General features: G+C 64.4%; 20 protein-coding genes and 1 tRNA gene. 10 read left to right on the forward strand and 11 right to left on the reverse strand.

Annotated features, from left to right (window positions below):
• Nucleotides 1-170 precede the first annotated feature (170 nt).
• Nucleotides 171-1856: an aldehyde ferredoxin oxidoreductase family protein gene (locus NJT13_RS13280; RefSeq protein WP_254522111.1), complete on the forward strand. Its 1686-nt coding sequence runs from the start codon at nt 171-173 to the stop codon at nt 1854-1856.
• Nucleotides 1857-1887: 31 nt separating this feature from the next.
• Here NJT13_RS13280 and NJT13_RS13285 read toward each other — a convergent pair whose 3' ends face one another.
• The 3 genes from NJT13_RS13285 to NJT13_RS13295 all read right to left on the reverse strand — a co-directional run bounded on the left by NJT13_RS13285 (nt 1888) and on the right by NJT13_RS13295 (nt 3400).
• A complete protein-coding gene (locus NJT13_RS13285) occupies nt 1888-2646 on the reverse strand; it encodes a TraB domain-containing protein (protein WP_254525458.1) in 759 nt (252 codons plus the stop codon).
• A gap of 145 nt (nt 2647-2791) precedes the next feature.
• Entirely contained in the window at nt 2792-3127 is a 336-nt protein-coding gene (locus NJT13_RS13290) for a hypothetical protein (protein ID WP_254522112.1), read from the reverse strand.
• Nucleotides 3128-3223: 96 nt separating this feature from the next.
• Nucleotides 3224-3400 carry a DUF1272 domain-containing protein gene (locus NJT13_RS13295; protein ID WP_254522113.1) on the reverse strand — a complete coding sequence of 59 codons (177 nt, stop codon included), beginning with the start codon at nt 3398-3400 and terminating at the stop codon, nt 3224-3226.
• Nucleotides 3401-3431: 31 nt separating this feature from the next.
• Between NJT13_RS13295 and NJT13_RS13300 the strand changes: the two genes are divergently transcribed.
• Nucleotides 3432-3680: a hypothetical protein gene (locus NJT13_RS13300; protein ID WP_254522114.1), complete on the forward strand. Its 249-nt coding sequence runs from the start codon at nt 3432-3434 to the stop codon at nt 3678-3680.
• Here the strand turns inward: NJT13_RS13300 and NJT13_RS13305 are convergent.
• Nucleotides 3673-4809 (reverse strand): thiolase family protein, encoded by a 1137-nt coding sequence (locus tag NJT13_RS13305; RefSeq protein ID WP_254522115.1) that lies wholly within the window; start codon nt 4807-4809, stop codon nt 3673-3675. The genes NJT13_RS13300 and NJT13_RS13305 overlap by 8 nt on opposite strands.
• 293 nt (nt 4810-5102) lie before the next feature.
• Between NJT13_RS13305 and NJT13_RS13310 the strand changes: the two genes are divergently transcribed.
• The 5 genes from NJT13_RS13310 (at nt 5103) to NJT13_RS13330 (ending at nt 10476) form a co-directional block, all read left to right on the forward strand.
• Nucleotides 5103-7058: a beta-propeller domain-containing protein gene (locus NJT13_RS13310; RefSeq protein ID WP_254522116.1), complete on the forward strand. Its 1956-nt coding sequence runs from the start codon at nt 5103-5105 to the stop codon at nt 7056-7058.
• A gap of 161 nt (nt 7059-7219) precedes the next feature.
• Nucleotides 7220-8014, forward strand: coding sequence for a DUF5806 family protein (locus tag NJT13_RS13315; RefSeq protein WP_254522117.1), 795 nt, complete (start codon nt 7220-7222; stop codon nt 8012-8014).
• A gap of 77 nt (nt 8015-8091) precedes the next feature.
• Nucleotides 8092-8523 (forward strand): hypothetical protein, encoded by a 432-nt coding sequence (locus NJT13_RS13320; RefSeq protein ID WP_254522118.1) that lies wholly within the window; start codon nt 8092-8094, stop codon nt 8521-8523.
• 135 nt (nt 8524-8658) lie between these two features.
• Complete coding sequence (locus NJT13_RS13325) at nt 8659-10137, forward strand: aldehyde dehydrogenase family protein (protein WP_254522119.1); 1479 nt, start codon at nt 8659-8661, stop codon at nt 10135-10137.
• 165 nt (nt 10138-10302) lie between these two features.
• Nucleotides 10303-10476: a hypothetical protein gene (locus tag NJT13_RS13330; RefSeq protein WP_254522121.1), complete on the forward strand. Its 174-nt coding sequence runs from the start codon at nt 10303-10305 to the stop codon at nt 10474-10476.
• Nucleotides 10477-10795: 319 nt separating this feature from the next.
• Here NJT13_RS13330 and NJT13_RS13335 read toward each other — a convergent pair.
• Both NJT13_RS13335 and NJT13_RS13340 read right to left on the reverse strand, forming a co-directional pair.
• A tRNA-Leu gene (locus tag NJT13_RS13335) sits at nt 10796-10879 on the reverse strand.
• 109 nt (nt 10880-10988) lie between these two features.
• Nucleotides 10989-11327 (reverse strand): ferredoxin, encoded by a 339-nt coding sequence (locus NJT13_RS13340; protein ID WP_254522123.1) that lies wholly within the window; start codon nt 11325-11327, stop codon nt 10989-10991.
• A gap of 508 nt (nt 11328-11835) precedes the next feature.
• Here NJT13_RS13340 and NJT13_RS13345 point away from each other — a divergent pair.
• Entirely contained in the window at nt 11836-12738 is a 903-nt protein-coding gene (locus NJT13_RS13345; protein WP_254522124.1) for a hypothetical protein, read from the forward strand.
• A 44-nt stretch (nt 12739-12782) separates the two neighbouring features.
• Here NJT13_RS13345 and NJT13_RS13350 read toward each other — a convergent pair whose 3' ends face one another.
• From NJT13_RS13350 to NJT13_RS13360, 3 genes are all read right to left on the reverse strand, one after another.
• Nucleotides 12783-13733 carry an oxidoreductase gene (locus NJT13_RS13350; RefSeq protein ID WP_254522125.1) on the reverse strand — a complete coding sequence of 317 codons (951 nt, stop codon included), beginning with the start codon at nt 13731-13733 and terminating at the stop codon, nt 12783-12785.
• 114 nt (nt 13734-13847) lie between these two features.
• Complete coding sequence (locus NJT13_RS13355; protein WP_254522127.1) at nt 13848-17654, reverse strand: PAS domain-containing protein; 3807 nt, start codon at nt 17652-17654, stop codon at nt 13848-13850.
• Between the two features lie 111 nt (nt 17655-17765).
• The gene (locus NJT13_RS13360) at nt 17766-18284 is read right to left on the reverse strand and encodes a peptidylprolyl isomerase (protein WP_254522128.1); all 519 of its coding nucleotides are present in this window, start codon (nt 18282-18284) and stop codon (nt 17766-17768) included.
• Between the two features lie 150 nt (nt 18285-18434).
• Here NJT13_RS13360 and NJT13_RS13365 point away from each other — a divergent pair, with 150 nt between their 5' ends.
• On the forward strand, nt 18435-19406 hold the full coding sequence (locus tag NJT13_RS13365; RefSeq protein WP_254522129.1) for a succinylglutamate desuccinylase/aspartoacylase family protein: 972 nt from the start codon (nt 18435-18437) through the stop codon (nt 19404-19406).
• A gap of 87 nt (nt 19407-19493) precedes the next feature.
• Here NJT13_RS13365 and NJT13_RS13370 read toward each other — a convergent pair whose 3' ends face one another.
• Nucleotides 19494-20270, reverse strand: coding sequence for an SDR family NAD(P)-dependent oxidoreductase (locus NJT13_RS13370; RefSeq protein ID WP_254522132.1), 777 nt, complete (start codon nt 20268-20270; stop codon nt 19494-19496).
• A gap of 139 nt (nt 20271-20409) precedes the next feature.
• Nucleotides 20410-21171 (reverse strand): SDR family NAD(P)-dependent oxidoreductase, encoded by a 762-nt coding sequence (locus tag NJT13_RS13375; protein WP_254522133.1) that lies wholly within the window; start codon nt 21169-21171, stop codon nt 20410-20412.
• A 719-nt stretch (nt 21172-21890) separates the two neighbouring features.
• Between NJT13_RS13375 and NJT13_RS13380 the strand changes: the two genes are divergently transcribed.
• Nucleotides 21891-23264: an MATE family efflux transporter gene (locus NJT13_RS13380; protein WP_254522134.1), complete on the forward strand. Its 1374-nt coding sequence runs from the start codon at nt 21891-21893 to the stop codon at nt 23262-23264.
• Nucleotides 23265-23508: the final 244 nt, after the last annotated feature.

Here is a 23508-nt window from a genome sequence, read left to right on the forward strand (position 1 = left end):
CTTCCCCGCGGCTCGACGGTCCCGTCTCTCGCAGCCGTCGATCTCCACCGGGATCGGGACCCGTCGGCGGTGTCACGACGACCGATGACGTCGCCGACCGTTCGATACGTCCCGACTCGAGACCCGAAAAACCGATACCGTTTTGCGCGTGTGTCCATCACTGTGGTACCATGAAACACGTACGGGGACCGCTGTGCTCTATCGACGTCGGCGACCGAACGGTCGAGACCGAAGCGATAGACGACATTCTCGAGTCGTTCATCGGTGGGCGAGCGCTCGGGACGAAACTCGCCCACGATCGAATCCCGTTCGACGCGGATCCGCTGGGTCCGGAAAACCGGCTGTACTTCGCCACGGGCCCGATGCAACACTCGACGATGAGCTTTACGGGTCGGATGTCGGCGACCGGCGTCTCGCCGCTGACCGACGGGCTACTCTCGTCGAACGCGGGCGGGTTCCTCTCGCGGAACTTCACCGGGACGGGCTACAGCGCCGTCGAGATCACCGGCGCGAGCGACGAACTCGTCGTCGTCCACGTCACCGACGAGGGCGTCGAATTCGAGGCCGTCCCCGACCTCGCCGAGGCGACCGTCTCGGAGACCTGTGCGTACATCGAGGAGGAACACGGGCTCGGCTCGGAACACACCACGGTTATCGGCCCCGGCGGCGAAAACCAGGTCCGGTTCGCTTCGATCATGACCTCTCGAGAACGAGCCTTCGGCCGCGGCGGGCTCGGAGCGATCATGGGCTCGAAGAACGTCAAGGCGATCACGTTCGACGGCGACTCGACGCGCGAGGTCGAGATTCCGCCGATCCAGATGGAGATCCACGGCGAGGCCGCCAAAGCGGACCATCCGATGAAAGCCCAGGGGACGACTTCGGTCACGGAGTACGCGAACATGGTGGAGGCCCTGCCGACGCGGTACTTCACCGACACCTCCTTCGAGGGCGTCGAGGGAATCAGCGGCGACCGCGTCGAGGAAAAGAAGTACAAGAAAGGGACTTGCTCGGCGTGTGCGTTCGCCTGCAAACTCCCGACTCGAGACGAGGAGTCGGGCATAGAGACCGAAGGCCCGGAGTACGAGACGGTCATGGCGTTCGGCTCGAACGCCGGTATCGACGACATCGTCGACGTGATGCAGTCGAACAAGCTCTGCGACGAGTACGGACTGGACACGATTTCGGCCGGCGACGTCGTCTCGGCGTACCTCAAGAGCGAAGACGAGTTCGGCAACGCCGACCTGATCCACGACCTCGTCGAGAAAATCGCCTACCGGGACGGCGTCGGCGACGCGCTCGCCGAGGGCGTCGACCGCGTCCACGACGAACTCGGCGTCGAAAACTGGTCGGTCAAGGGCATGGAGTTTTCCGCCCACGACGGTCGCACCCTGAACGGGCAGGGGCTGGCCTTCGCCACCTCGAACCGCGGTGCGGACCACATGTACGCCGAGTTCTACCCCTACGAGTACCCGCTGGTCGACGCCGACGACGCGTTCGACAAGGAGGGTCTCGAGGATAAACCGCCGAAACTCGTCGAACTCGAGAACATCAACGCGATCAAGGACAGCGGCGTCATCTGTAAGTTCTCCCGGGACTTCGTGACGGAAGATCGCATCACGACGCTGCTCGACGCCGACTACGACGAACTGCTCGCGGTCGGGGCCGAGGTCGTCTCGCTCGAGCGCCACTTCAACAACCAGCGCGGCTTCGACCGCGACGACGACCGGCTCCCCTACGAGATTCCGGACTTCGAACGGGGACTGGAAGAGTACTACGACGAGCGCGGCTGGAACGACGACGGAACGGTCCCCGACGCGGCGTTCGACGGCGGTCACGGCGCGCCGGCCGACGACTGATCGCGATCGTTCCTTCGATTGTCGCCGCCAGCTACCGAATCGGTATCCGGGTCACCGACCGAGCGGGCGACCGAATCGGAACGGTCGTCGCCGGCGCTCCGTCTGCGCCCGCTGTCTGGAGTTCCTCGAGCGTTCGTTCGATGCCGTTGTGGTGGCCGGCGCCGATGACCGCGACGACGTCGTGTCCGTCGCGTCGGAGGACGTCGAGGCGCTCCGCCATGGCGCGGTCGCGACGGTCGACCAGCACGGCTGCGACCTCGGGGAGCAGCCACCGCAGGTGGTCGATCGCCGGTTGGACGTCGTCGCCGCTTCGGACGTCTTTGAGCGGCAGCGAGAGCAATTCGGCCTGCGTCGCGTACTCCGCGGGACCCATCGCTCCCATCCGGAACGCGATTTTCGGGAGCGTCTCCGGCCCGATCCGACTCGAGAGTTCGCCGACAGTTTCAGCGATCGGGTCGTCGATGAGTGCGACGTCGGTATCCCGTTCCGCGGCAGTCTCGACGGCCGCTTCCATGTCGGTCTGTCCCGGATCGAGCCCGTACAGCCGAACGACCGTCCGCTGGATCGCTTTCAGGGTGGTGTACGCGGCCGCGGTGGCGGGCGGCAACTCCCGGGCCAGTTCGGTCGGCTCCGGGCGGTCGCGGCGCTCGAGGCGCTCGAAGCGCGATTCGTCGAGCTCGACGGCGACGAGGTCGGGCTCGGACTCGCGGATGGTCGCGCGGACCCGCCGGCGGTGCGTCTCCGAGAAGTGAACGCTGGGGACGAGGGTGATGGTGCCGTCGTCGGACATCTCGGGTGCCGATTCGTCGGCCACGGGCTTGAAGCTACGACCGGTCAGCGGTCAGCGGTCAGCGGTCAGCGGTCCACGGTCCGAAGCGGCGACCGATCGGCGGTCGATCCGCTTTCGGCCCCCTCTCACGTTCGGATCGCGACCCCTACGAGCCGTCGTCGGTTCCGTCTTCGTTCCCGACCCCGTCGGCCGGCGAGAGTCGGTCGTCCCCGCGAGACGGCAGCGGACTGTCGTCGGCCCGCGAGGGGTGAATGTTGAAGTTGTTTCCCCGGTACGGATCGGTCTCCGGATCGTACGAGAGCTCGCTGCGCTCGAACAGGTAGGTGAAGAAGCCGAGTATCGGGACGCAGAAGGTGATCGCCGCCCACTTCGCCGGCGGGTCGAGGCCGACCCGCCCGGCGTCGTAGTAGGCGATGGCGGTCAGGCCGAGGTGCCAGGCGAGTGGGATCCCGACGATCGCCGCCTGCAAGACCGTGCTCATGTGCGACTAGACGGGCTCGAACCTTCTAAAGTAGTTTGCCTCCCCACGGCGTATCCATTCGCAGGCTGACTCTCAGATCCCATCACCGCGACCGACTCACGCGGGCGGTCGCGGTCGGCGGACGAGTTCGCCGCTGCAGTTCGGACAGACGGCCTCCATCTCGTCGGTGCATTCGGGACAGAACGTGCACTCGAACGTACAGATGTAACTCTCGTCGGATTTCTCGAGCGAGCGGTGACACCGCTCGCACTCGGGTCTCATCTCGAGTGGCATGCGAGTGCTACGCCGTAAGGCCGACGAATACGTGTACGTTACGGCTGTTCGGTCGGGGACCGGACGAGTCGAACCCGTCTCGAGCGTGCGTCCCCTCGGTGCGACCGTCGGCCGTCGCTTTCGCTCACGGCTCGCGTTGCTCCCCGTTGCAATTTCGGTTCGCGTCGAATCGCACCCCTCGCTTACGATACCACCGTTCGCGACACCGTTCGAGGGAATCGAGAACCGCGCTCCCTCGCAAAATCTGGACGAAACGGTCCAGTGTAACGGGCTCAGTTAACGTCGAACTCGATCGCCGCACCCTGACCGAACCCGACACAGAGCGTCGCCAGGCCGAGGCCGCCGCCGCGTTTCTGCAGTTCGTGAATCAGGGTGACCGGCAGGCGCGCGCCGGAGGCGCCCAGCGGGTGCCCGATCGCGATCGCCCCGCCGTTGACGTTGAAGATCTCGGGATCGATGCCGAGTTCGTCGCGCGAGTACAGCGACTGACTGGCGAACGCCTCGTTGAGTTCCACGAGGTCGTACTCGTCGATGTCGCGGCCGTTGCGCTCGAGCAGGCCGCGGGTCGCCGGGACCGGGCCGATGCCCATGACGGTGGGGTCGACGCCGGCGACGTTGTTCCGACCGATCTCGGCCATGATCTCGAGGTCGTGTTCCTCGGCGAAGGCCTCGCTCGTCACGAGCAGGGCGGACGCGCCGTCGGAGATCTGTGAGGCGTTGCCGGGCGTGACGGTGCCGTCTTCTTTGAAGACGGTCGGCAGGTCGGCGAGTGACTCGGCGGTGGTGCCGGGGCGGAGCCCCTCGTCCGTCTCGACGACCTCCTCACCTGTGTCGATCGGGACGATCTCGTCGTCGAACCGTCCCTCCTCGGTGGCTTCGACCGCGCGCTGCTGGCTCCGGGCGGCGTACTCGTCCTGTTCCTCGCGGCTGACGCCGTACTCCTCGGCGACCTTTTCCGCGGTCATCCCCATCTGGAGATCACCGAGGTCGTACAGTTCGGCCAGTCGCGGGTGGATGTGCCCGTATCCTTCGCCCATCGGGACGCGGCTCATGCTCTCGACCCCGCCGGCGATGATCGCGTCGCGGTTGCCGGCCGCGATGGCGTCCGACGCGGAGATGACCGACTGCATCGAGGAGGCACACCAGCGGTTGATCGTCGTCGCCGGGACGCCTTCGCCGAGTTCCGAGAGGACGGCGATGACGCGCGCGAGGTTGTTGTCCTGCTCGCCGCGCTGCTGGGCACAGCCCCACATCAGATCGTCGATCTCCTCGCCCGAAAGCTCCGTCTCGGCCAGTATCTCGTCGATCAGCGCCACCGAGAGGTCCTCGCTTCTGACGTCCGCGAACACGCCGTCTTCTTTCCCCTGTGGTGTCCGTACTGCCTTCACCACGACTGGTGTCTGTGACATGTACTACCGAATGTCCCTCACGAACTTAAGTCCGGTCGAACTCTCGAGGGCGGGCAAATCGTTTACTGGATTCCGGGTAGAAATCACACCGGACGCTCCGGTGGGGACCGCGAGCGGGCGGCGGGGACGCCCGATTCGAACTCGTTTCCTCCGACGACGCTTTCGGTGTGATTCACGCCGACACTGGCGGCGTGGTTCACGACGACGCTTTCCGTGTCGGTCGCTACGTTCTGGGTGAAAGTGCCGTTTTACCTAGCGGCGCCTCCTTAGTACGGCGTGTCGTTCACGAAACCATGACCGATCGAACCACGTTGATCGCGGTCGCCCTCACGGCGTTGCTCGTGGGGTCGGCCGTTGGTGCCGGCGTCGCCGGACTGTTCGGCGACGATGGCACCGCCGAGGCCGACCTCGAGTCGAAGAACGACCCCCTCACCGGCGCGACCGATCCGGAACTGGCGACCTTCGCGTCCGACGACGCGTTCGTCGAGTATTTCCGCGACGCTTCGAGCGGCATCCGTTCGGGCGGTCCGACGACGCTCGCCCCGGCGGGCGAGGATGGCGTCGCACTCGAGGGAGGGACGGGCGGGGAACCGGACGTCACCACCGACACGGCTGACGCCGGAGGGGAGACGGCGTCAGAACGCGGTGATCGGACCGAACAGCGTCACTCCGAGACGAACGTCCAGGAGGCGGGTCTCGACGAACCGGACGTCCTGAAGACCGACGGCGAGTCCGCCTACTACGCCACCTACCGATACACGAAACGGTGGGCCGAGACGTCGATCGTCGACGTGAGCGATCCCGATGCGCCCCGGACCGTGGGATCGATTCCGATCTCCGGCGACCTCCTCCTCGCGAACGACACCCTCGTGGTTCTCGGCGACCAGCAGGCGGCTGGCTACGACGTGAGCGACCCCGAGGATCCCGAGCGCCTGTGGCGCAACGACCTCGAGGCGACGGTCGAGACCGCCCGCCTGTCCGACGGCGATCTCTACCTTGTTCTGGTGGATCGGCCCGGCAGCGATCCGTGTCCGATCGTCCCCTACGGCGACACGGCGATCGAGTGTACCGACGTGGTCCGTCCGGCCACGCCCGCCGACGCCGATGCCGTCTACACCGCCGCCCGCGTCGATCCCGAGACCGGGTCACTCGAGAGCGAAGAGAGCGTCGTCGGCTCCCGTTCGCTGTCCGCGACGTACGTGTCCGAGAACGGGATCTACCTCTCGTACACCCGTTCGACCGACAGATACGAACTCCAGCGATCGTTCCTCGGCAGCGAGAACGGGTCCGATCTGCTCGATGCGACGGCTCGCGACCGCCTCGCCGCCCTCGAGACCCTCGATATCTCCCGGCGCGCCAAGGCCGTCGAACTCCAGGAAACCCTCAGCGACTGGTACGGCCGGATGGACGACGACGAGCGCGAAGCGGCCCGTCAGGCCTTTCGGGACGGATTGCGCGACTACGTCGCGACCCACCACCGGGATCTGCGCACGACCGGTATCGTCCGGATCGACATCGAGGGCGAACTGTCGGCCGCGGCCAGCGGCGAAGTCCCCGGAACGCCGCTCAACCAGTTCTCGATGGACGAACACGACGGCCACCTCCGTATCGCGACGACGATCCCGCGAACGCACGGTCTCGACTCAGAGAACGACGTCTACGTCCTCGATTCGGACCTCGAGACCGTCGGCTCCGTGACCGGGTTGGGCGTCGACGAGCGCATCTACTCCGTCCGTTTCGAGGGCGACGAGGGGTACGTCGTCACCTACCGGGAGATCGATCCGTTCTACACGCTCGATCTCTCCGACCCGACGAACCCGACCGTCGACGGTGAACTCAAACTACCGGGCTTTTCGACGTACCTGCACCCGCTCGAGGACGACCTCGTCCTCGGCGTCGGACAGGAAGACCGCGCACCGAAGGCGACGCTCTTCGACGTCAGCGATCCCGACAACCCCGTCGAACTCGACTCCGAGATCCTCACCGGGGAGTACTACAGCGCCGTGAGCCGAACGCACACGGCGTTCCTGCAAGACGAGGCCCACGGCGTGTTCTTCATGCCCGGCGGCGAGCAAAGCTACGTGTTCGACTACACCGGCGGCGAACTCGAGGAGGTCGCTCGCGTCGATCTGGGCGGGGCCGGAACGCGCGCGATGTACGTCGGCGACTATCTCTACGTCTTCGGCGAGAACCGGGCGGTCGTCGTAGACGAGACGAACTGGGAGGTCGTCGACCGACTCGAGCTGTAGCGTCGAACTGTCGACGCGACTCGAATTCCACCGTTTCGACTCGGGCGATAGCGCTCCGGGTCGATGTCGGCCCGCTTTCGAACTCTCCTTTCGGTTAGCCCCGTCGCGGCCGGCCGCGGGGGAGGGGAACGCTTTTGCCCGCCGTTTTGCAATGCCACCGCATGGACGGCAACGAGACGGTCGATCGTTCCGAATCGGACCGCCCGGATCGGACCGATCGGCCGACCGGAACGGACGACGGCTCGAGGGACGATAGCCCGACCGGTGACGAGGTGGACGCCACGACCGACGCGGAGACTCTGGACGGGGAACGATCCGCCACGAACGGCGGGGCGCCCGCAGCGGATGGAGACGGGCCCGCGACGGAGACGGATGACGCCGAGCGGCCGTCTTCGGACGATGCCGACGCGTCCATGCCGGCGGTTCCGAATCCGGAGCCACAGGAATCCGACATCCCCGAAGACGTACAAAAATACGCTCGCTTCAAGAAAATGGACGGCGCGCAGTACGATCGGGTCAACGAGTTCCTGCGGGATCGGACCTACATCACCGCTCGAGAGTGGGCCATCGCGCGGCTCTGTTCCGACTTCCGGACCGAGACCGGCGTCGAGATGACGAAAATCGGCGAGAACCTGCCCGAACTCATCCCCTTCATGACCGATACGTACACTCCCCAGGCCGTCAATCAGGCCCGGTCCTCTTTCGAGGAGAAGGTCCGCACCGCCGGGGCGACCTTCCTCTACGGCGCGATGTGCGACTTCTTCACCGCGGAGGAACTCGACGACGTGATGTACGAAGCGACCGAGGTCGCAAAGTTCCTCCTCGAAGTCGAGGGCGTCGACCTCTCCGTCGAGGACGAACTCGAGGCCGAAGAGCGCATCTCGAGCGTGATGCGCGAAGTTCGCGAGGCCAGCGAGGAGCTTCGTGCCGAGGACGTCACCGAGAGCGAGGACTGACCAGAGAGCGCGCACCGTTCGGGTCGCGATCGTGACCGAGAACTATGATATGGCTGTAGCGAATCGGTCCGGATACGATGAACGACTCTCACGACGCGCGATCGGACTCCAGAGACGAGGGCGGGCTGTCGCCACAGCTGATCGCGCTCGGTGCCGGGATCGTCGACGTTCCGGTCTTCGCGTACGTCTCCCTCGTGCTGTTCGGCGATCCGGTGTTCGGCGCGTTCGTCGGCCTGCTGCTCGGCCTCGGAACCTACCTGTTTCTCCCCGCGGTGATCGCCGACGAGGAGGAACGAGACGCGGACGACCTCGAGCCGACCGACGTCGGGACTCGCCTCCGCGGCTTCCACCGGACGGCCGCCGGACTCGCGCTCCCGCCGGCGGCTCTCGCGCTGTTCGGATGGCGGTTCGTCTCCGAGACCCTCTCTCTCGGCTTCCTCCTCGCTCTCGTCATCGCCGTCGTGATCTACCTGTCGCTCGCCGTGTTGCTTCCGAGGCGCCTCGCCTGAGGGGAGCGGCTCCCGTTGCGATTCCGTCCCCGGAACGCCGTTCGCTCCGATTTCCCCGCGTCCGAGTTCTCACTTTCCGCCCCGTTGCACCTGCGAGTCCGTTTCTTTTGCTCGCTCGAGCGATAGCACTCGCGTATGACCGACTTACACTTACCCCTCGCACCCGAGGACGGCTGGAATTCGCTGTTCCTCGCCGGTGACTGGATCGATCGCGGCGACCGAGACGCCATTCCCGTCGAGAATCCCTACACGCGCGAGGAGATCGCGACCGTCCCGGCGGGCACCGAAAACGACGTCGACAGCGCGTACGAGGCCGCCGCCACGGCCCAGACCGAGTGGGCCGAACAGCCGCCGCAAGCGCGAGCCGGCGTGATCAACGCGGCCCTCGAGTTCGTCGACGACCACCGCGAAGATATCGCCGAACTGCTGGCCCTCGAGGCCGGGAGCACGCAGGTCAAGTCCGAAGCCGAACTGGGGACCGCCCGCGGAATGATGCAGCAGGCGGCCAGCTACCCGTTCCGGATGGACGGCCAGCACGCGGATTCGATCACGCCCGGCAAAGAGAATATCGCGGAGCGAGTTCCCGTCGGCGTGGTCGGTGTCATCTCGCCGTGGAACTTTCCGCTCCACCTCTCGATGCGGGCTGTCGCGCCGGCGATCGCAGCCGGCAACGGCGTCGTCCTCAAACCCGCCTCGAACACGCCGATCACGGGCGGCCTGCTGCTCGCGCGCATCTTCGAGGCGGCCGGCGCTCCGGAGGGGATCGTCAACGTCGTCCCGGGTCGCGGCTCCGACATCGGCGACGCGGTTGCGGGCCACGACGTTCCGAGCGTCATCGCCTTCACGGGATCGACCGCGGTCGGCGAACGCGTTGGAGAGCAGGCGGCCGGCAACGCCGCGATGCCCGCCCTCGAACTCGGCGGGAACAACGTCCACGTCGTCACCGAGAACGCCGACCTCGAGCGGGCCGTCGAGGGGGGCGTCTTCGGCTCGTTCCTCCACCAGGGACAGATCTGCATCTCGACTAATCGTCACCTGGTTCACGAATCGCTCTACGACGACTACGTCGACGCGCTCGCCGATCGGGCCGCCTCGCTGCCGACCGGCGATCCGACCGCCGACGACACCATCGTCGGCCCCATCATCGACGAGAGCCAGCGCGACCAGATCATCGAGTACGTCGAGGAGACGGTCGACGAGGGTGCAACGCTCGAAACCGGCGGCGACCACGACGGCCTCGTGGTCGACCCGACGGTCCTCTCGAACGTCGACAACGACATGGCCGCGGCGTGCAACGAGCACTTCGGTCCCGTGGCTCCCGTAATCTCCTTCTCGAGCGACGAGGAGGCGATCGACCTCGCCAACGACACGATCCACGGCCTCTCGGGGTCCGTCCACAGCGAGGATCTGGCGCAGGCTCGCCGGATCGCGGACGAAATCGAGACGGGAATGATCCACATCAACGATCAGCCGGTCAACGACGACCCCCACGTCCCGTTCGGCGGGATGAAAGAGTCCGGCATCGGCCGCTACAACGGCGACCGGATCCTCGAGGAAGTGACGACGACGAAGTGGATCTCGATCCAGCACGAGCCTCGGGAGTACCCGTTCTAAGGGATCTGCCGCAGCCACCGGACTGAAGCGGTACTCGTCCCCTGGCCGCTCGTACCGGACCCGCCCCGCCAGCGACCGCCAGCGGGTAGTCGGCGACTCCGTGGAGTACCTTTCGGACCCGTCCCGAATCGTGTTCGTTATCCGCTGGTGGCCCTGAAGACGACTGTGAACTCCCCCGAACCCGTCTCCGACGATGGTCGAGCGTTGCAGAGCCGTGGATACCGCATTACCGTCGACGATGGCCGCGAGTCGTTTTTCGCGATCTCTCTCGAGGACCCGAACAGCGAGACGGCGTGGATCATGTCGGATACCGTTCGAACGCTCGAGGACATGCAATAGGTCGTCCGCTCGAGTCGATCACGCTCTCTCGGGCTGATTCGATTCCTCCCGTCCCACGGACGAATACGCGAGACGAACTCCGAGAGCGGCGGCTCGAACCGCGGTCGAACGTCGAACGCTCTCGTTCGCTTCGCTCGACGGACTGTAATTTCCTGGATCGATCCCTGCGTGTCGCACTCGTCACTCGTGGATACTCGTGACGAGTGCGAGGGTTGGGATTTGAACCACCTCAAGACGATCACTCACGTCGTTCGCGCTGCGTCTTCCGTAATTCAAATCTCGCATCACTTACTCGTCACTCGCGGATACTCGTGACGAGTGCGAGGGTTGGGATTTGAACCCAAGGACCCCTACGGGAGCGGGTCTTAAGCCCACCGCCGTTGGCCTGCTTGGCTACCCTCGCACAGAAGGCAATCGGTCGTTGTCCCGGGGTCGGGATGTGCGTTTCGGTGTGGCGCCGGTTCGCTTCCGGCCGCGGTCGACCGGACTCGAGGCAGCGTCCCTCCCTCGTACTACCAGTCGACGCTCAGCGTCCCGTCTCCGTGGGGATCCGGCGCGATCTCCTCGTCGGTTCGGCGATCGACGACGTGGATGCAGCCGTCGTCCTTTTTCGCCGGACAGACCTCCGCGGCGCGGACGTTGTGCTCGAGGTCGTCCTCGTCGAAGAAGTACTCGTTTGGCTGAGCCATGCCGGACGCGATAGACATCTCCCAGTTGTCGCTGACTTCGGCGCACTTGCCCGCGCCGAAGCACTTGTTCGCCTCGAAGATGATCTTGTAGGGCTTGTCCTCGATCGGCGGGGCGTCGGCCGAGCCGACGTCGCTGGCGCGCTGAATGCCGTCGTCGCTCATTGGGTTCTAGTTCGACCGGTCGGTCTTTCGCCTTACGGTTGGCGCGAACGGTGTGGGGTGCGTACTCGAGTCGAGGGTGGCCCGCTGCGCCGATCGCTCATTCGAAATACGATCTTTGAGCAGCCTGCCAGCAGACAGAGATCGGTGAATTGGGCCCGGTGCTGCCGTTGTTGCGCAGCGCCGCCCACAAACAGTATGTGGTACTTCGGGCTCGCGTACGTGGAGTATAGATCTCACGGTGACGCCGAGACGATATCATTTTTCGGTCACGGCAACTGCGTGGTTCTGGGCCGCCTTCGCTGCGAGGGTTCTGGTTCAGGGAACCCCGACGATCACGTCTTACGAACCCTACTTTCATGGAATGTCTCGGAGAATGTGCAGTAACAGGTTCAATACTCACTCCGGGACTAACACGCACTGGTGATTGCTCTTGAAAAATTCTACTAGTTATATATCTGGCCTGGGATATTAAGTACAATACTGTGGTGAATGCTGTTAGAACGGGCCCATGAATGATCCGAAAAGCCGGCAGATTACCAGTGCAGATGACTTAACGACCCGATTCGAGTGGCTGTTAGACCCGCCACATTTTATCGATGATCACTACATCGAACTCTTTTACAATTCCGTAATACGACCGGAGGTAAAACGTGAAGAATCGTGGGAAATGGAATTCACGGAAGAAACAGCGAGAGAGGTGAGTCGTGGTCTCGGAGGCAGGATCAACATCGGACAGCTCGTAGGGGGTCTTAGTTCACTGCTCGGCGAATTCACAGTTGAGGCGAGTTGTAAAAATATGTTTATATCAAAAGAGAAACAAAAGCACATAATCGAACTTACGCCTGTTGAGACGCCACAACAGCAACTCGTGCAACTTCTAGCAGATTATTTGTCACAGTATCCTAGTAGACTATTTTTTATAAACGATGTCGGAGTGGACAAAGACTGGCGGAGAACGGAGAATATCACACAAACGCCCAGGGAGATGGTCTTCTGGGACCTCCCCTCTGAGGACGATGCCGACTTATATGACATTCCAAAGACGAAGCTTCTTCCCATGGCGATAGAGTTCTCTTCCGGACGAATCGAAGTCCTCCACAACAAGTTACGTATTCCGAAACGGGATAAACCATCGTGGAGGCAATACATACGCTATTTTGATTGTGACGACTGCATCAATGCGGTAGAAACGGCAACGGATCGAGAGAGCGGTGATATTCGGTGGATTGATTTCCGAGTTCCGCTCTCCGATGAAAAGACGGCCCGGTTACATTTCGAACCACGTGGCAAGTATCATGCTGGAAAATTCGCTCACAATCTGATTCGAATGAGTTTGAAACATGGTCTTCGAATCATCGGAACTGTAAAAACGGAACCTGATATCCATGTATTGGCTGCGTATCGGAAATAATTGTGGCCAAAAATACCATCGTTCGATTCGAACTCTGTGACCCGTTACGCCGACAGTTCGGCTTTCGGCTCCGGCAGGTCGTACGTGACGCCGGTCAACTCGCTCGAGACGGCCCACAGTCGACGGGCCGTCTCCTCGTCGTATGACCGGTCCGAGGAGGCCTGGCGTTCGGGTGCCCCGCGCATGTTCTGGAACCCGCCGGGGCCGTAGTACGCGCCGCCCTCGGTGTCCGGATCGGTGGCGGCGTACAGCGTCGGGAGCGCGCCTTTTTTCGCTGACTGTGCCAGAACGGTGTTCAAAACCCGCATTCCGGCCTTTCGCAGTCGGCTGCCGCTCTGTTCCGGGCCGCGGTACTGCAGTTGCGTGTCGGCGTAGCCCGGGTGGACCGCGATGCTCTTTACGTTCGCGTCCGCCGTGAGCAGCCGTCGTTCGAGTTCGTACGCGAACAGCACGTTCGCGAGCTTCGATTGCGCGTACGCGTCCCACTTGTCGTAGGACTGTTCGTGCTGGAGGTCCTCGAAGTCGATCTCCCCGCGTTCGTGGACGCCGCTCGAGACGGTGACGATCCGCGAATCGGGTTTCTCGTCGCGGCGTACGTTCTCGAGTAACAGCCCGGTGAGCGCGAAGTGGCCGAGGTGGTTGACGCCGAACTGGGTCTCGAAGCCGTCCTCGGTTTCCGAGCGCGGGATCGCCATGACCCCCGCGTTGTTGATCAGTACGTCGATCGCCTCGTCCTCGAGTCGGTCGGCGAACGCCCGGATCGACTCGAAGGAGCCCAGATCACACTCCTCGACGCGGAGGTCTGCGTCGGTGACGTCCTCGCGGATGTCCCGCGCCGCGTCCTCGCCGCGGTCGCGGCTTCGGCAGGCCATGATCACCGTCGCGCCGTTGCGCGCGAGTTCGCGGGTCGCCTCGAAGCCGATTCCGCTGTTCGCGCCCGTGATGACGATCGTTCGCCCGTGCTGATCCGAAATGTCGTCGGCTGTCCAACCCATACCGGCCGTACGTGGTCCGTGCCCTAAATGGCCGCCCTGCAGCACCACTCGAGCGGGTTCCGGGGACTACTGTCACCGCACGGTAGCGGTGGTCGCGACGCCCGCGGCCACGCGTCACCGCTCGCGGTCGTCCGAGGCAGGGAGGGTAAACGCGAACGTCGATCCTTCGCCGGGTTCGGCGTCGACCCAGATCTCGCCGCCGTGACGTTCGACGATGCGCTCACAGAGCGCCAGGCCGATTCCCATCCCGTCGTACTCCTCGCGGCTGTGGAGCCGATCGAAGATGGAGAACACTCGTTCCTGATTGTCGGGGGCGATGCCGATCCCTTCGTCGCGGACCGAAATCACCCACTCCCCGTCGCGTCGGTCGGCACCGACGTGAACCCGCGGCGACTCGTCGCCGCTGTACGTGATCGCGTTGCTGAGCAGATTCTGAAACACCTGGCGGAGTTGACTCTCGTCTCCGTCGACTCGGGGGAGTTCCTCGGTCGTGATTTCGGCGTCGCTCTCCGCGATCTGGAGCTGTAGGTCCTCGAGGACGCCCTCGAGGACCGCGTTCAGGTCCGTCGGTTCGAACGGGTCGCCACGCGTTTCGATCCGCGAGTACATCAGCAGGGCATCGATCATCTCGCGCATCCGCTCGGCGCCGTCGACGGCGAACTCGAGGAATTCCCGGCCGTCCTCGTCGAAGGCGTCTTCGTAGCGCTGGTCGAGCAACGTGAGATAGCTCGTGACCATCCGGAGGGGTTCTTGCAGGTCGTGTGAGGCTGCGTAGGCGAACTGCTCTAGACGCTCGTTCGATTCCTCGAGCTTTCGCCGGTACTCCCGACGCTCGGTGACGTCCTGAACGACGACCATGCCGGCGAAGATGTCGTCGTCGGCGTTTCTGACCGGCAGGGTATGAGCGTACAGGTGCCGATCGTACATCTCGAGTTCGAACGAGTGGTGTTCCCCCTCGAGCGCCGCTCGGAAGTACGGTTCGTATTTCTCGATCAGACGATCCGGATAGATGTCGGAGACGCTGTTTCCGATGCGGTCCGCCGTATCGATGCCGATTTCGTCGAGGAGTTGGCCGCCGACGGCCGTATACGTCAGTTCCTCGTCGAACAGTCCGACCGATCCCTCGGGGAAATTCTCGACGAGCGTTCGGTACCGGCGCTCGGACTCCTCGAGTTCCCGTTCGCGTTCCTTGCGCTCGGTGATGTTCTGCAGCATGATCATCCCCCCGAAGATCTCGCCCGCGTCGTCGGTCACGGGGAGCGTGTGGGCGAGCCAGTCCCGCTCGTGGAACGACACCTCGAACGTGTTCGTCTCGCCCGCGAGGGCGGCCTCGAAATTGGGCTCGAGTCGTTCGGCGAGCGCAGTCGGATACCTGTCCCAGATGGTCTGGCCGACGACCGCAGTCGCGTCGGTGCCGAGTTCGCCGAAGACTTCGCCGCCCGCGATCTGATACCGCAGGTCCTCGTCGAACAGGCACACCGCACCGTTGGGGAAGTGTTCGACGAGCGTCCGGTACCGGCGCTCGCTTTCGGCGAGTTTCTGCTGGTACTCGCGGCGTTCGGTGATGTCCGTGAACGTGATGACGCCTCGAGTCACGGACCCGTCTTCGTCGACCACCGGCCGTCCCTGGACTCTGATGATTCGCCGCTCCCCATCGGCGGCCTCGATTTCGAAGACGTCCGGTTCCCGAACGTCTTCGCCGGCGAGGACTCGGCTCATCGTCATCTCCTCGGGCGCGACCGGCTCGCCCGAGTCCGCCCACCGTATCGCGTACTTCTCGTATTCCGCGACGGAGCCGGCGTCGAATACGTCCCCGCCCCAGATCTCTCGAGCGGTGTCGTTGGCCTCGACGAGCTGCCCGTCGGCGTCGGCGACCACGACGCCGACCGGGAGGACCTCGAACAGCGTCTCGAGTTGATTCTGGTTGCGTTGGCGCTCGAATTCGGCGCGTTTGCGGTCGGTGATGTCGGTGAGCGCGCCGGGGAAGGTCACCGGCTCGCCGTCGCCGTCGCATTCGACGCGACCGCGAGCGACCACCCATCGGATCTCGCCATCGGCGTTTCGGACGCGATACTCCGACTCGTACTCCCCGCAGGTCTCGACCGCCTCCTCGATCTCGGAAACGACCCGCTCGCGGTCGGCCTCGTGGATGGCCTCGATAAACCGATCGAGCGACACGCCCTGGTGGGCCGCGTCCGGGTCGACACCGAACGTCCGTGCGAACGACGGGCCGACGACCATCTCGTCGGTCCTGACGTCGCACTCCCAGGTTCCGACGGCGCCGGCTTCGGTCGCCGCCTCGAGTTGCGACTTGGCGTCGCGCAGGTATCGTTCCCGCTCTTTTTGTTCGGTGATGTCCTGGGCCATCGTCATCCCGGCGAAGACGTCGCCGCGCTCGTCGGTGATCGGGACCGCGTGGAGCACCCATTCGCGGCCGGCGTACTCGAGTTCGACGGATCGTTCCGCGCCCGCGAGGGCGGCCTGGAACGCCGGCTGAAGCGCGTCGGCCGTTTCGTCCGGCCAGACCTCGTGGAACGTTCTCCCCTCGAGATCGTCGGGTTCGACGGGGATCCGATCGAAGCCCTGGCCGGCGGCCAGCGTGTACTCGAGGTCGTGATCGAACAGGGTTACGAGCCCGTTCGGGAAGTACTCCGCGAGCGTTCGGTACCGTTGCTCCGATTGCTCGAGTTCCCGTTGGTACTCGCGGCGCTCGGTGATATTCTGGGACAGTCCGAGCGCGGCGAACACGTCGCCGTCGTCGTCTCGGATCGGGACCATTTGCACGTCGTAGACCTGATCCGCGGTCTGGATTTCGAACGAGTTCGACTCGCCCGCGAGGGCTGCCTCGTAGCCCTGGGCGAGCTCCTCGGCCAGTTCCGGCGCCCACGCCTCCCGGACCGGTTCACCCTCGAGTTCCGCGGTCGTCGCTTCGGGCTCGTCAACCGGGGTGCCGCCGATGGTCTCGTACCGGAGCTCGTCGTTGACCAGTGCGACCGCTCCGTTCGGGAAGTGCTCGACGAGGGTTCGGTATCGCCGTTCCGATTCCTCGAGTTTCCGCTCTCGCTCGATCCGCTCCGTGACGTCGCGGAAGTAGACCGAAAGCCCCGTCTCGGACGGATAGATACGGATCTCGAACCACGCGTCGAGCGGTTCGGGATAGTACCCCTCGAACGTGACGGCTTCCTGGTCGTACATCGCCCGCTCGTACTTCGATTCGAACTTCCGGCTGATCGCTTCGGGAAACGCTTCCCAGATGTGTTTGTCGACCAGCTGGCGGCCGTCGGGATTGATCAGTTCGTGTGCACGGTCGTTGAGATGCGTGAACCGCCACTCTTCGTCGAGCGCGAAGAAGCCGTCCGAGATCCGGCCGTACACCTCGTCGCGGTCTCCTCGCGCCTGCCCGGTTCGCGTGGCCGACGCGAGAATCGCTGCGACGTTCCGGACGAACTCACGGTCGGCTTCGCCAAACGCCCGCTCCGCGCTCGAGTACGCTCCCAGAACGCCCCGCGGCTCGTCTCTCGAGCCGATTCGGACGGTGATGGCGCTGGTAACGTCGTGCTCGGCGAGTACTTCGGACTCCTCGAACCGTTCGGCAGCCTGCAGATTCTCGACGACGACGGGGTCGTCGGCCCGGAGTGCCGCTCCGGTCGGCGACTCCGTTCCGGCCGGTAGCGTCGCAGTCCCGTCGGTTCCCGACTCCCACCCCGTTCCCGTTCGCAAGATGCACTCGTCGTCGTCCGGCCGCAACTCGAACACACCACAGTACTCGACGTCCAGCGATTCTGCGACAGCGGCCGCCGCGTCGCGTTGCAGTCGCTCGTGATCGTCCGTCTCCAGGGCCCGTCTGCTGAGTTCGATGACCACCTCCTGGTGACGGAGTCGAACGACGTGTGATGGATCAGTGGATGAAGACGATCCCATTCTACCCGAGTACATCGTCCCCGGAGGTAAAACACATCGGTCGGGTGGCCGTTAACATCGGCTCGCAGTCCGTCCGACCGTCCGCTGGACCATCGAATCGCCGACCGCTGCTTACTCGTAGTCGATCGAAACCGACTCGAGGACGACGTCCTCCCGCGGTCGGTCGTTGGCGTCGGTGTCGACGCTGCCGATTTCGCGAACGACGTCCATCCCGTCGACGACCTTCCCGAAGACCGAGTGGCGGTCGTCGAGGTGGGGCTGGGCGTCGAGCGTGATGAAGAACTGCGAGCCGTTGGTGTTCGGTCCGGAGTTTGCCATGCTCAACACGCCTTCGTCGTCGTGGCGCAGTTCCTCGTGGAACTCGTCGTCGAACTGATAACCGGGGCCGCCGCGTCCGGTTTCGGTCGGGTCGCCGCCCTGGATCATGAACCCCTCGATGACGCGATGGAAGGCCACGTCGTCGTACAGCGGTTCGCCATCGACTTCCTCCCCCGACTCGGGGTCGGTCCAGGTCTTCCCGCCGGTCGCGAGTCCGACGAAGTTGTCGACGGTTCGCGGCGCGCGTTCGTCGTACAGTTCGACCTCGATCTCTCCCTCGGTCGTGTGCAGGGTTGCAGTAACGTCTCCCATACGTCGGCGACGACGGGACGACTGAAAACGATAGTGGTCTCGAGTCGCGGGACCGCGAGCCGACGTCGCCGGCTCCCGCGGGAGCCGTGATCGGTCCGACGGCCGACGGCCGGCCGCAGCTACATACTTCCCGACGTCGAACGAGGATCCATGAACGAGGGCACACACGCGGGGGAGCAGGTGACGCTCGCGCGGTTACCGTCGGGCGTGGAACTGACGACCACGGTTCACACCTATCGCGGCGACGAGTCGGGGCCGACGCTGTACGTACAGGCAGCCCAGCACGGCCGCGAAATCAACGGTACGGAGGTACTCCGACGGTTCCACGAGCGCCTCCCGCTCGAGACGCTGTCGGGGTCCGTGATCGCCGTCCCCGTCGCGAACCCGCTGACGTTCGACCGGGTCTCCTACACGACGCCGGAGCCACTAGACAGCGTCAACCCGAACATGAACCGGATCTGGCCGGGAAACGGCGACGGCAGTCTTCACCAGCGGATGGCCGCCCGGCTCTGGGAGTACGTCGCGGCGGCCGACGCGATCGTCGACCTGCATACGGGGAGCCCCAACATGCTCCCCCACGTCGTCTACCGCGAGGGCGACGAACGTTCCCGATCGCTCGCCGAAGCGTTCGGAACCGACCTCCTGCTATCCGAACAGGCGGACGAGGACGCCACGGCGGAGTGGCACCGCCGCGGCTTCGCCGGAAAGCTCCGCGTCGCCGCCGCGGAAGAGGGGATCCCCTCGATCACGCCCGAACTCGCCTACAACAAGCAGATCCTCGAGACGGTCGTCGACGACGGGGTCGAGGGGTTGCTCGACGTCTGTCGGTACCTCGACCTCCTCCCCGGAACGGTTCCCCGGCGCGACCAGCCCATCGCTCGGAACCACCTGGGGCAGGTTACGGCCCGTGAGTCCGGCCTCTTCCGGCCGAATCCCTCGCTCGAGGTCGGCGAGTCCGTTTCGGAGGGTCACTCGATCGGGACGGTTTACCATCCGACGACCTACGAGCCGTTACACGAGGCGACGGCGGATCGAGGTGGCATCCTCTATGCGCTCACCCGGGAGGCGACCGTGACCGCGGGCGACCAGCTCGCGAGCGTTGCGCTGGTTCGCGAAGCGTAACGACCCGCAGACGCCACGCAAGGCGTCGCACGCGACCGTATCCGGAGGCGGTGCGGCGGCGTTCCGGAGGCGGTGCGACGGTATCAGTCAGTACATCACCTTCCCGGCCGAGACGTTCAGGTCCTGGCCGGTGATCCGATCCGCCTGATCGGAACAGAGGAACCCGACGAGCGCGGCGACGTCTTCGCGCTGGACGAGTTCGCCCCGGGGGCTTTCCGCTTGGGCATCACTTCGCACTGCCTCGAACGTTCGATCAGTCGCCTCGGCTTTCCGCTCGAAGACCCGCTCGATACGCGGGCCGTCGACCGACCCCGGGCACACTGCATTGACGTTGATATCGTGGGCGCCCACTTCGGCAGCGAGCGTGCGGGTAAAGCCGATCAATCCCATTTTCGACGTGGCATAGGGTGTCCGGTCGGCGAGCGGGCGCTTGCCGGTGACCGACGCGACGTTGACGATTCGACCGTAGCCGTCGGCTTTCATGTGCGGTAGTACCGACCGACACATCGCGAACGGCCCGGTGAGGTTGATCGCCAGCGTCCGTTCCCAGTCGTCGGTCTCGACCGCTTCACAGGGTGCCGTCGGTCCGGCGATTCCCGCGTTGTTCACCAGTACGTCGACCGTTTCGAATTCCTCGATGGCAGCGTCGACGGTCGACTCGACCGTCGCGACGTCGCTGAGATCGGTGTACTGTGGTCGGGCGATCTGACCTTCGGATTCGACCAGCTCCGCCGTCTCGTCCATCCCCGTCTCGTCGATGTCAGCGATGACGATATCGAAGCCGCGACCGGCCAACTCGAGGCAGATCTCCTGTCCGATTCCGCGACCGCCGCCCGTGACAATCGCGGTGGTATCGTGAGTCACGTCCTCAGCATACTCGGTTCACTGCAAAAACCTTCGGACGTTCGTCGCGCCGCTGTCGCCCGACCCTCTCGGCGTCTCCACCCCTTCGAAGCCGATTCCTCGAGTCGCCGTCCCTCCGATCCTCGAGCCAAAACGCCGCTCAACAGGTCGAGAACCCGCCGTCGACGACCAGTCCGTGGCCGCTGACGAACGACGATTCGTCGCTGGCGAGAAACAGAACCGCGTTGGCGATCTCGTCGGGTTCGCCGAGTCGCTTCAGCGGATACTCCGCCGCCATCGCCTCGCGGGCGGCCGCCGGATCGTCCTGTTGCTCGAGGTATCCCTCGAGCATCTGCGTGTCCGTAAAGCCCGGACAGACGGCGTTCGCGCGGACGCCGTAGGGACCCGCCTCGGCGGCGACGGTTCGTGTCATGTTCAATACCGCGGCCTTGGTCGTCGAGTAGGCTGCTTGCTTTGGGAGTCCGAGGATGCTCGCCAGTGACCCGACGTTGACGATCGCGCCGCCACCCTGTGCTTTCATGTGCGACAGCGCCGCGCGACAGCCGTTCCAGACGCCCTTGATGTTGACATCGATGACGAAGTCCCGGATCTCGTCGTCGAGGTCTTCCAGGCTCCCGCCGGGGTGGCCGGTCCCGGCGTTGTTGACCATCACGTCGAGACCGTGGTCCTCGGCGACCGCGTCGACGACCGCGCGAAACTGTTCGCCGTCGGTGACGTCGAGTTCGTGGAACGCCGCCTCGCCGCCGGCTTCCTCGATGCCCTCGGCGACGGCCCGGCCGCCCTCGGTGTCCACGTCGGTGACGACGACGCGCGCGCCCTCCTCGGCGAAGCGTTCGGCCGTTGCTCGCCCGATTCCCGAGGCTGCACCCGTGATAACTGTTGTCTTCCCGTCGAGTCGCATAGATCGGGCATCGAGCGGCATCCATATAAATTCGTTCATCATTTATGAAACAATTACTGGCGTTGTTCACACAACGTTCCGTACTGTTGAACACTGGTAAATCAACGCTGACGTGGTCGTTTCCGTCCCCTCGTTCCGTCGATTCCGCTGGAGCGTCGGTGCCGCAGTCGGGCGTCGATACCGAACTCGAGCGTCGACGGTGCGATCGGCCGCCGCTGGGTCGGGATTCCTCGTCCGGCTCGTCGACGAAAGGCACATGAAAGTTGTCACGTACATCGAAGTGTCTTATTATATTAGAATATCGCGACGGACGGGTGCGCCCCCGTCGACTGTCTTTCTTCCCCGTGACGACTCGACGGTCACGCCCGCCGTCGCCGGATGGACCGACTCGACAGTCACGCCCGCCGTCGCGACGGCCGTTCCGATTCCGATCGATCGAGAACCGGTTGAGGAGCGACTGTGGGCCGTAATCGGTCGATCGCGGAACCGTGTGGCGCAAACGCCCGATCGCCTCCGTGTTCCGCGGGCCGCTCGGACGGTTCGTTGCAGTCCCTTCTCGAGCGGCGTCCCGAACTGCTGTCTGTCCGCCGAGACGCTGCGTCCGGGAGAATATCTACGAAAAAGTAACTGTACTCGAAACAGTCACATCTGGCGACGCGTTTCCGCTCACGGCCGGTACCGACACGTTGATCCGACCGATTCACGTTGCGGAACGGTGTATGGCCGATCCCGAGATCCGGGTCCGAGACGTGTGGGTTCGGACCGCCGCGCTCTCGTGGCCGATCGCGATCCAGCAGACGCTCAACACGTTGATGCGGACGGTCGACGTTCTCGTCACCGGGCTCTTTTCGCCGGCGGCGGTCGCCGCCGTCGGGCTCGCGGATCTCTACGCCCAGATTCCCCTGCGGATCGGGCTCGGACTCGGAACCGGTGCGATCGCCCTCTCGAGTCAGGAGACCGGCCGTGGCGCCGAGGCGGCCCGCGATCGAGCGATCACGCAGGCATTCGGTCTCGGGTTTCTGGCTGGGCTGCCACTCGGCGTCGTCGGCTTGACGGTGTCGGCGCCGTTGATCGCGTTGCTCGGGGCCGACCCCGCGGTCAGCGAGGCGGGAGGACGCTACCTCGCCCTGGTTTTCGCCGCCTCCCCGATGCGCATCGTCGGCATCGTCGGCGCACGTTCGCTACAGGGAACGGGCGATACGCGGACGCCGATGGTCGTCAACGGCACCGCGAACGTGTTCAACATCGCGGCGACGGCCGGACTGGGACTCGGCCTCGGTTCGCTCCCCGAACTGGGTATCGTCGGCGTCGGGCTGGCGACGGCGAGCAGCAGAACGATCGAGGCCGTCTCGATGACCGTCGCGACCGCGAGCGACCGGACGAGCGTCTCGTTCGCTCGGCCACGCAGTTCGCTCGTCACCCGACAGCTCGTCGCTGTCAGCCTCCCGAACTTCGCCGAGGGGATGAGCACATCGCTCGCGAACTTCCCGTTCAACGCACTGTTGCTCACGTTCGGGACCGAAGTGACCGCCGCCTACCACATCGGACGCCGGATCTATCAGCAATTCAGCGGCCCGCTGTACCGCTCTGCCAGCGTCGTCGCGAGCATCGTCGTCGGACAGACGCTCGGCCAGGGCCGACCCGATGCCGCGCGGTTTGCCGGACTGGCTATCACGGCGCTGAGTTTCCTGCTGCTCAGCATCGCCGGGACCGGCCTCATCGTCGGCGCGACACCCGTTGCACGATTGTTCACGAGCGACCCGCTCACACTCGAGCACGCCATCGCGTTCACCCGCGTTTTCGGCGTCTCGATGTTCGCATTCGGGCTGTTTTTCCCGCTGTCGGGGTGTCTTCGCGGCGCTGGCGAGACGCGGACTCCCTTCTACGCACGGTTCAGTGGGACGGTCGGATTCTTGCTCGCCTTTTCGTACTTCACCGGTATCACGCTCGGATACGGTCTGTCCGGGGTGTACGCTGGAATCGTTCTGAACTACGCGTGGTGGGTTCTCGTCGTCGGTATCGGGTTCCTGAGAGGTGATTGGGCGGAGACTGCGGCATCGATGTTGGCCGAACGCGCCGACGAGTTCCGGTGATCCTCCACCGATCTCGAGACTGTCACGATCGAACGAGTGTTCGACTCGTCACGGGCGCTCGTACAGTAAAGGGTACCGAGATGAGTGCTTCAATATATGTTATAGATATATAAGGCAGATCTTTCATAATTCGTTTGTCCTGTTTTCGTTCGTGGAAGAATAGCCGAGAACAGGGCAAATGGGTGGTCAAATCTAGGAACCAATTCGAATGCTCTGGTACGTCCGCGTAAAACAATATGTTTAT

This window comes from Natrinema caseinilyticum, assembly GCF_024227435.1.
Lineage (GTDB): Archaea > Halobacteriota > Halobacteria > Halobacteriales > Natrialbaceae > Natrinema > Natrinema caseinilyticum.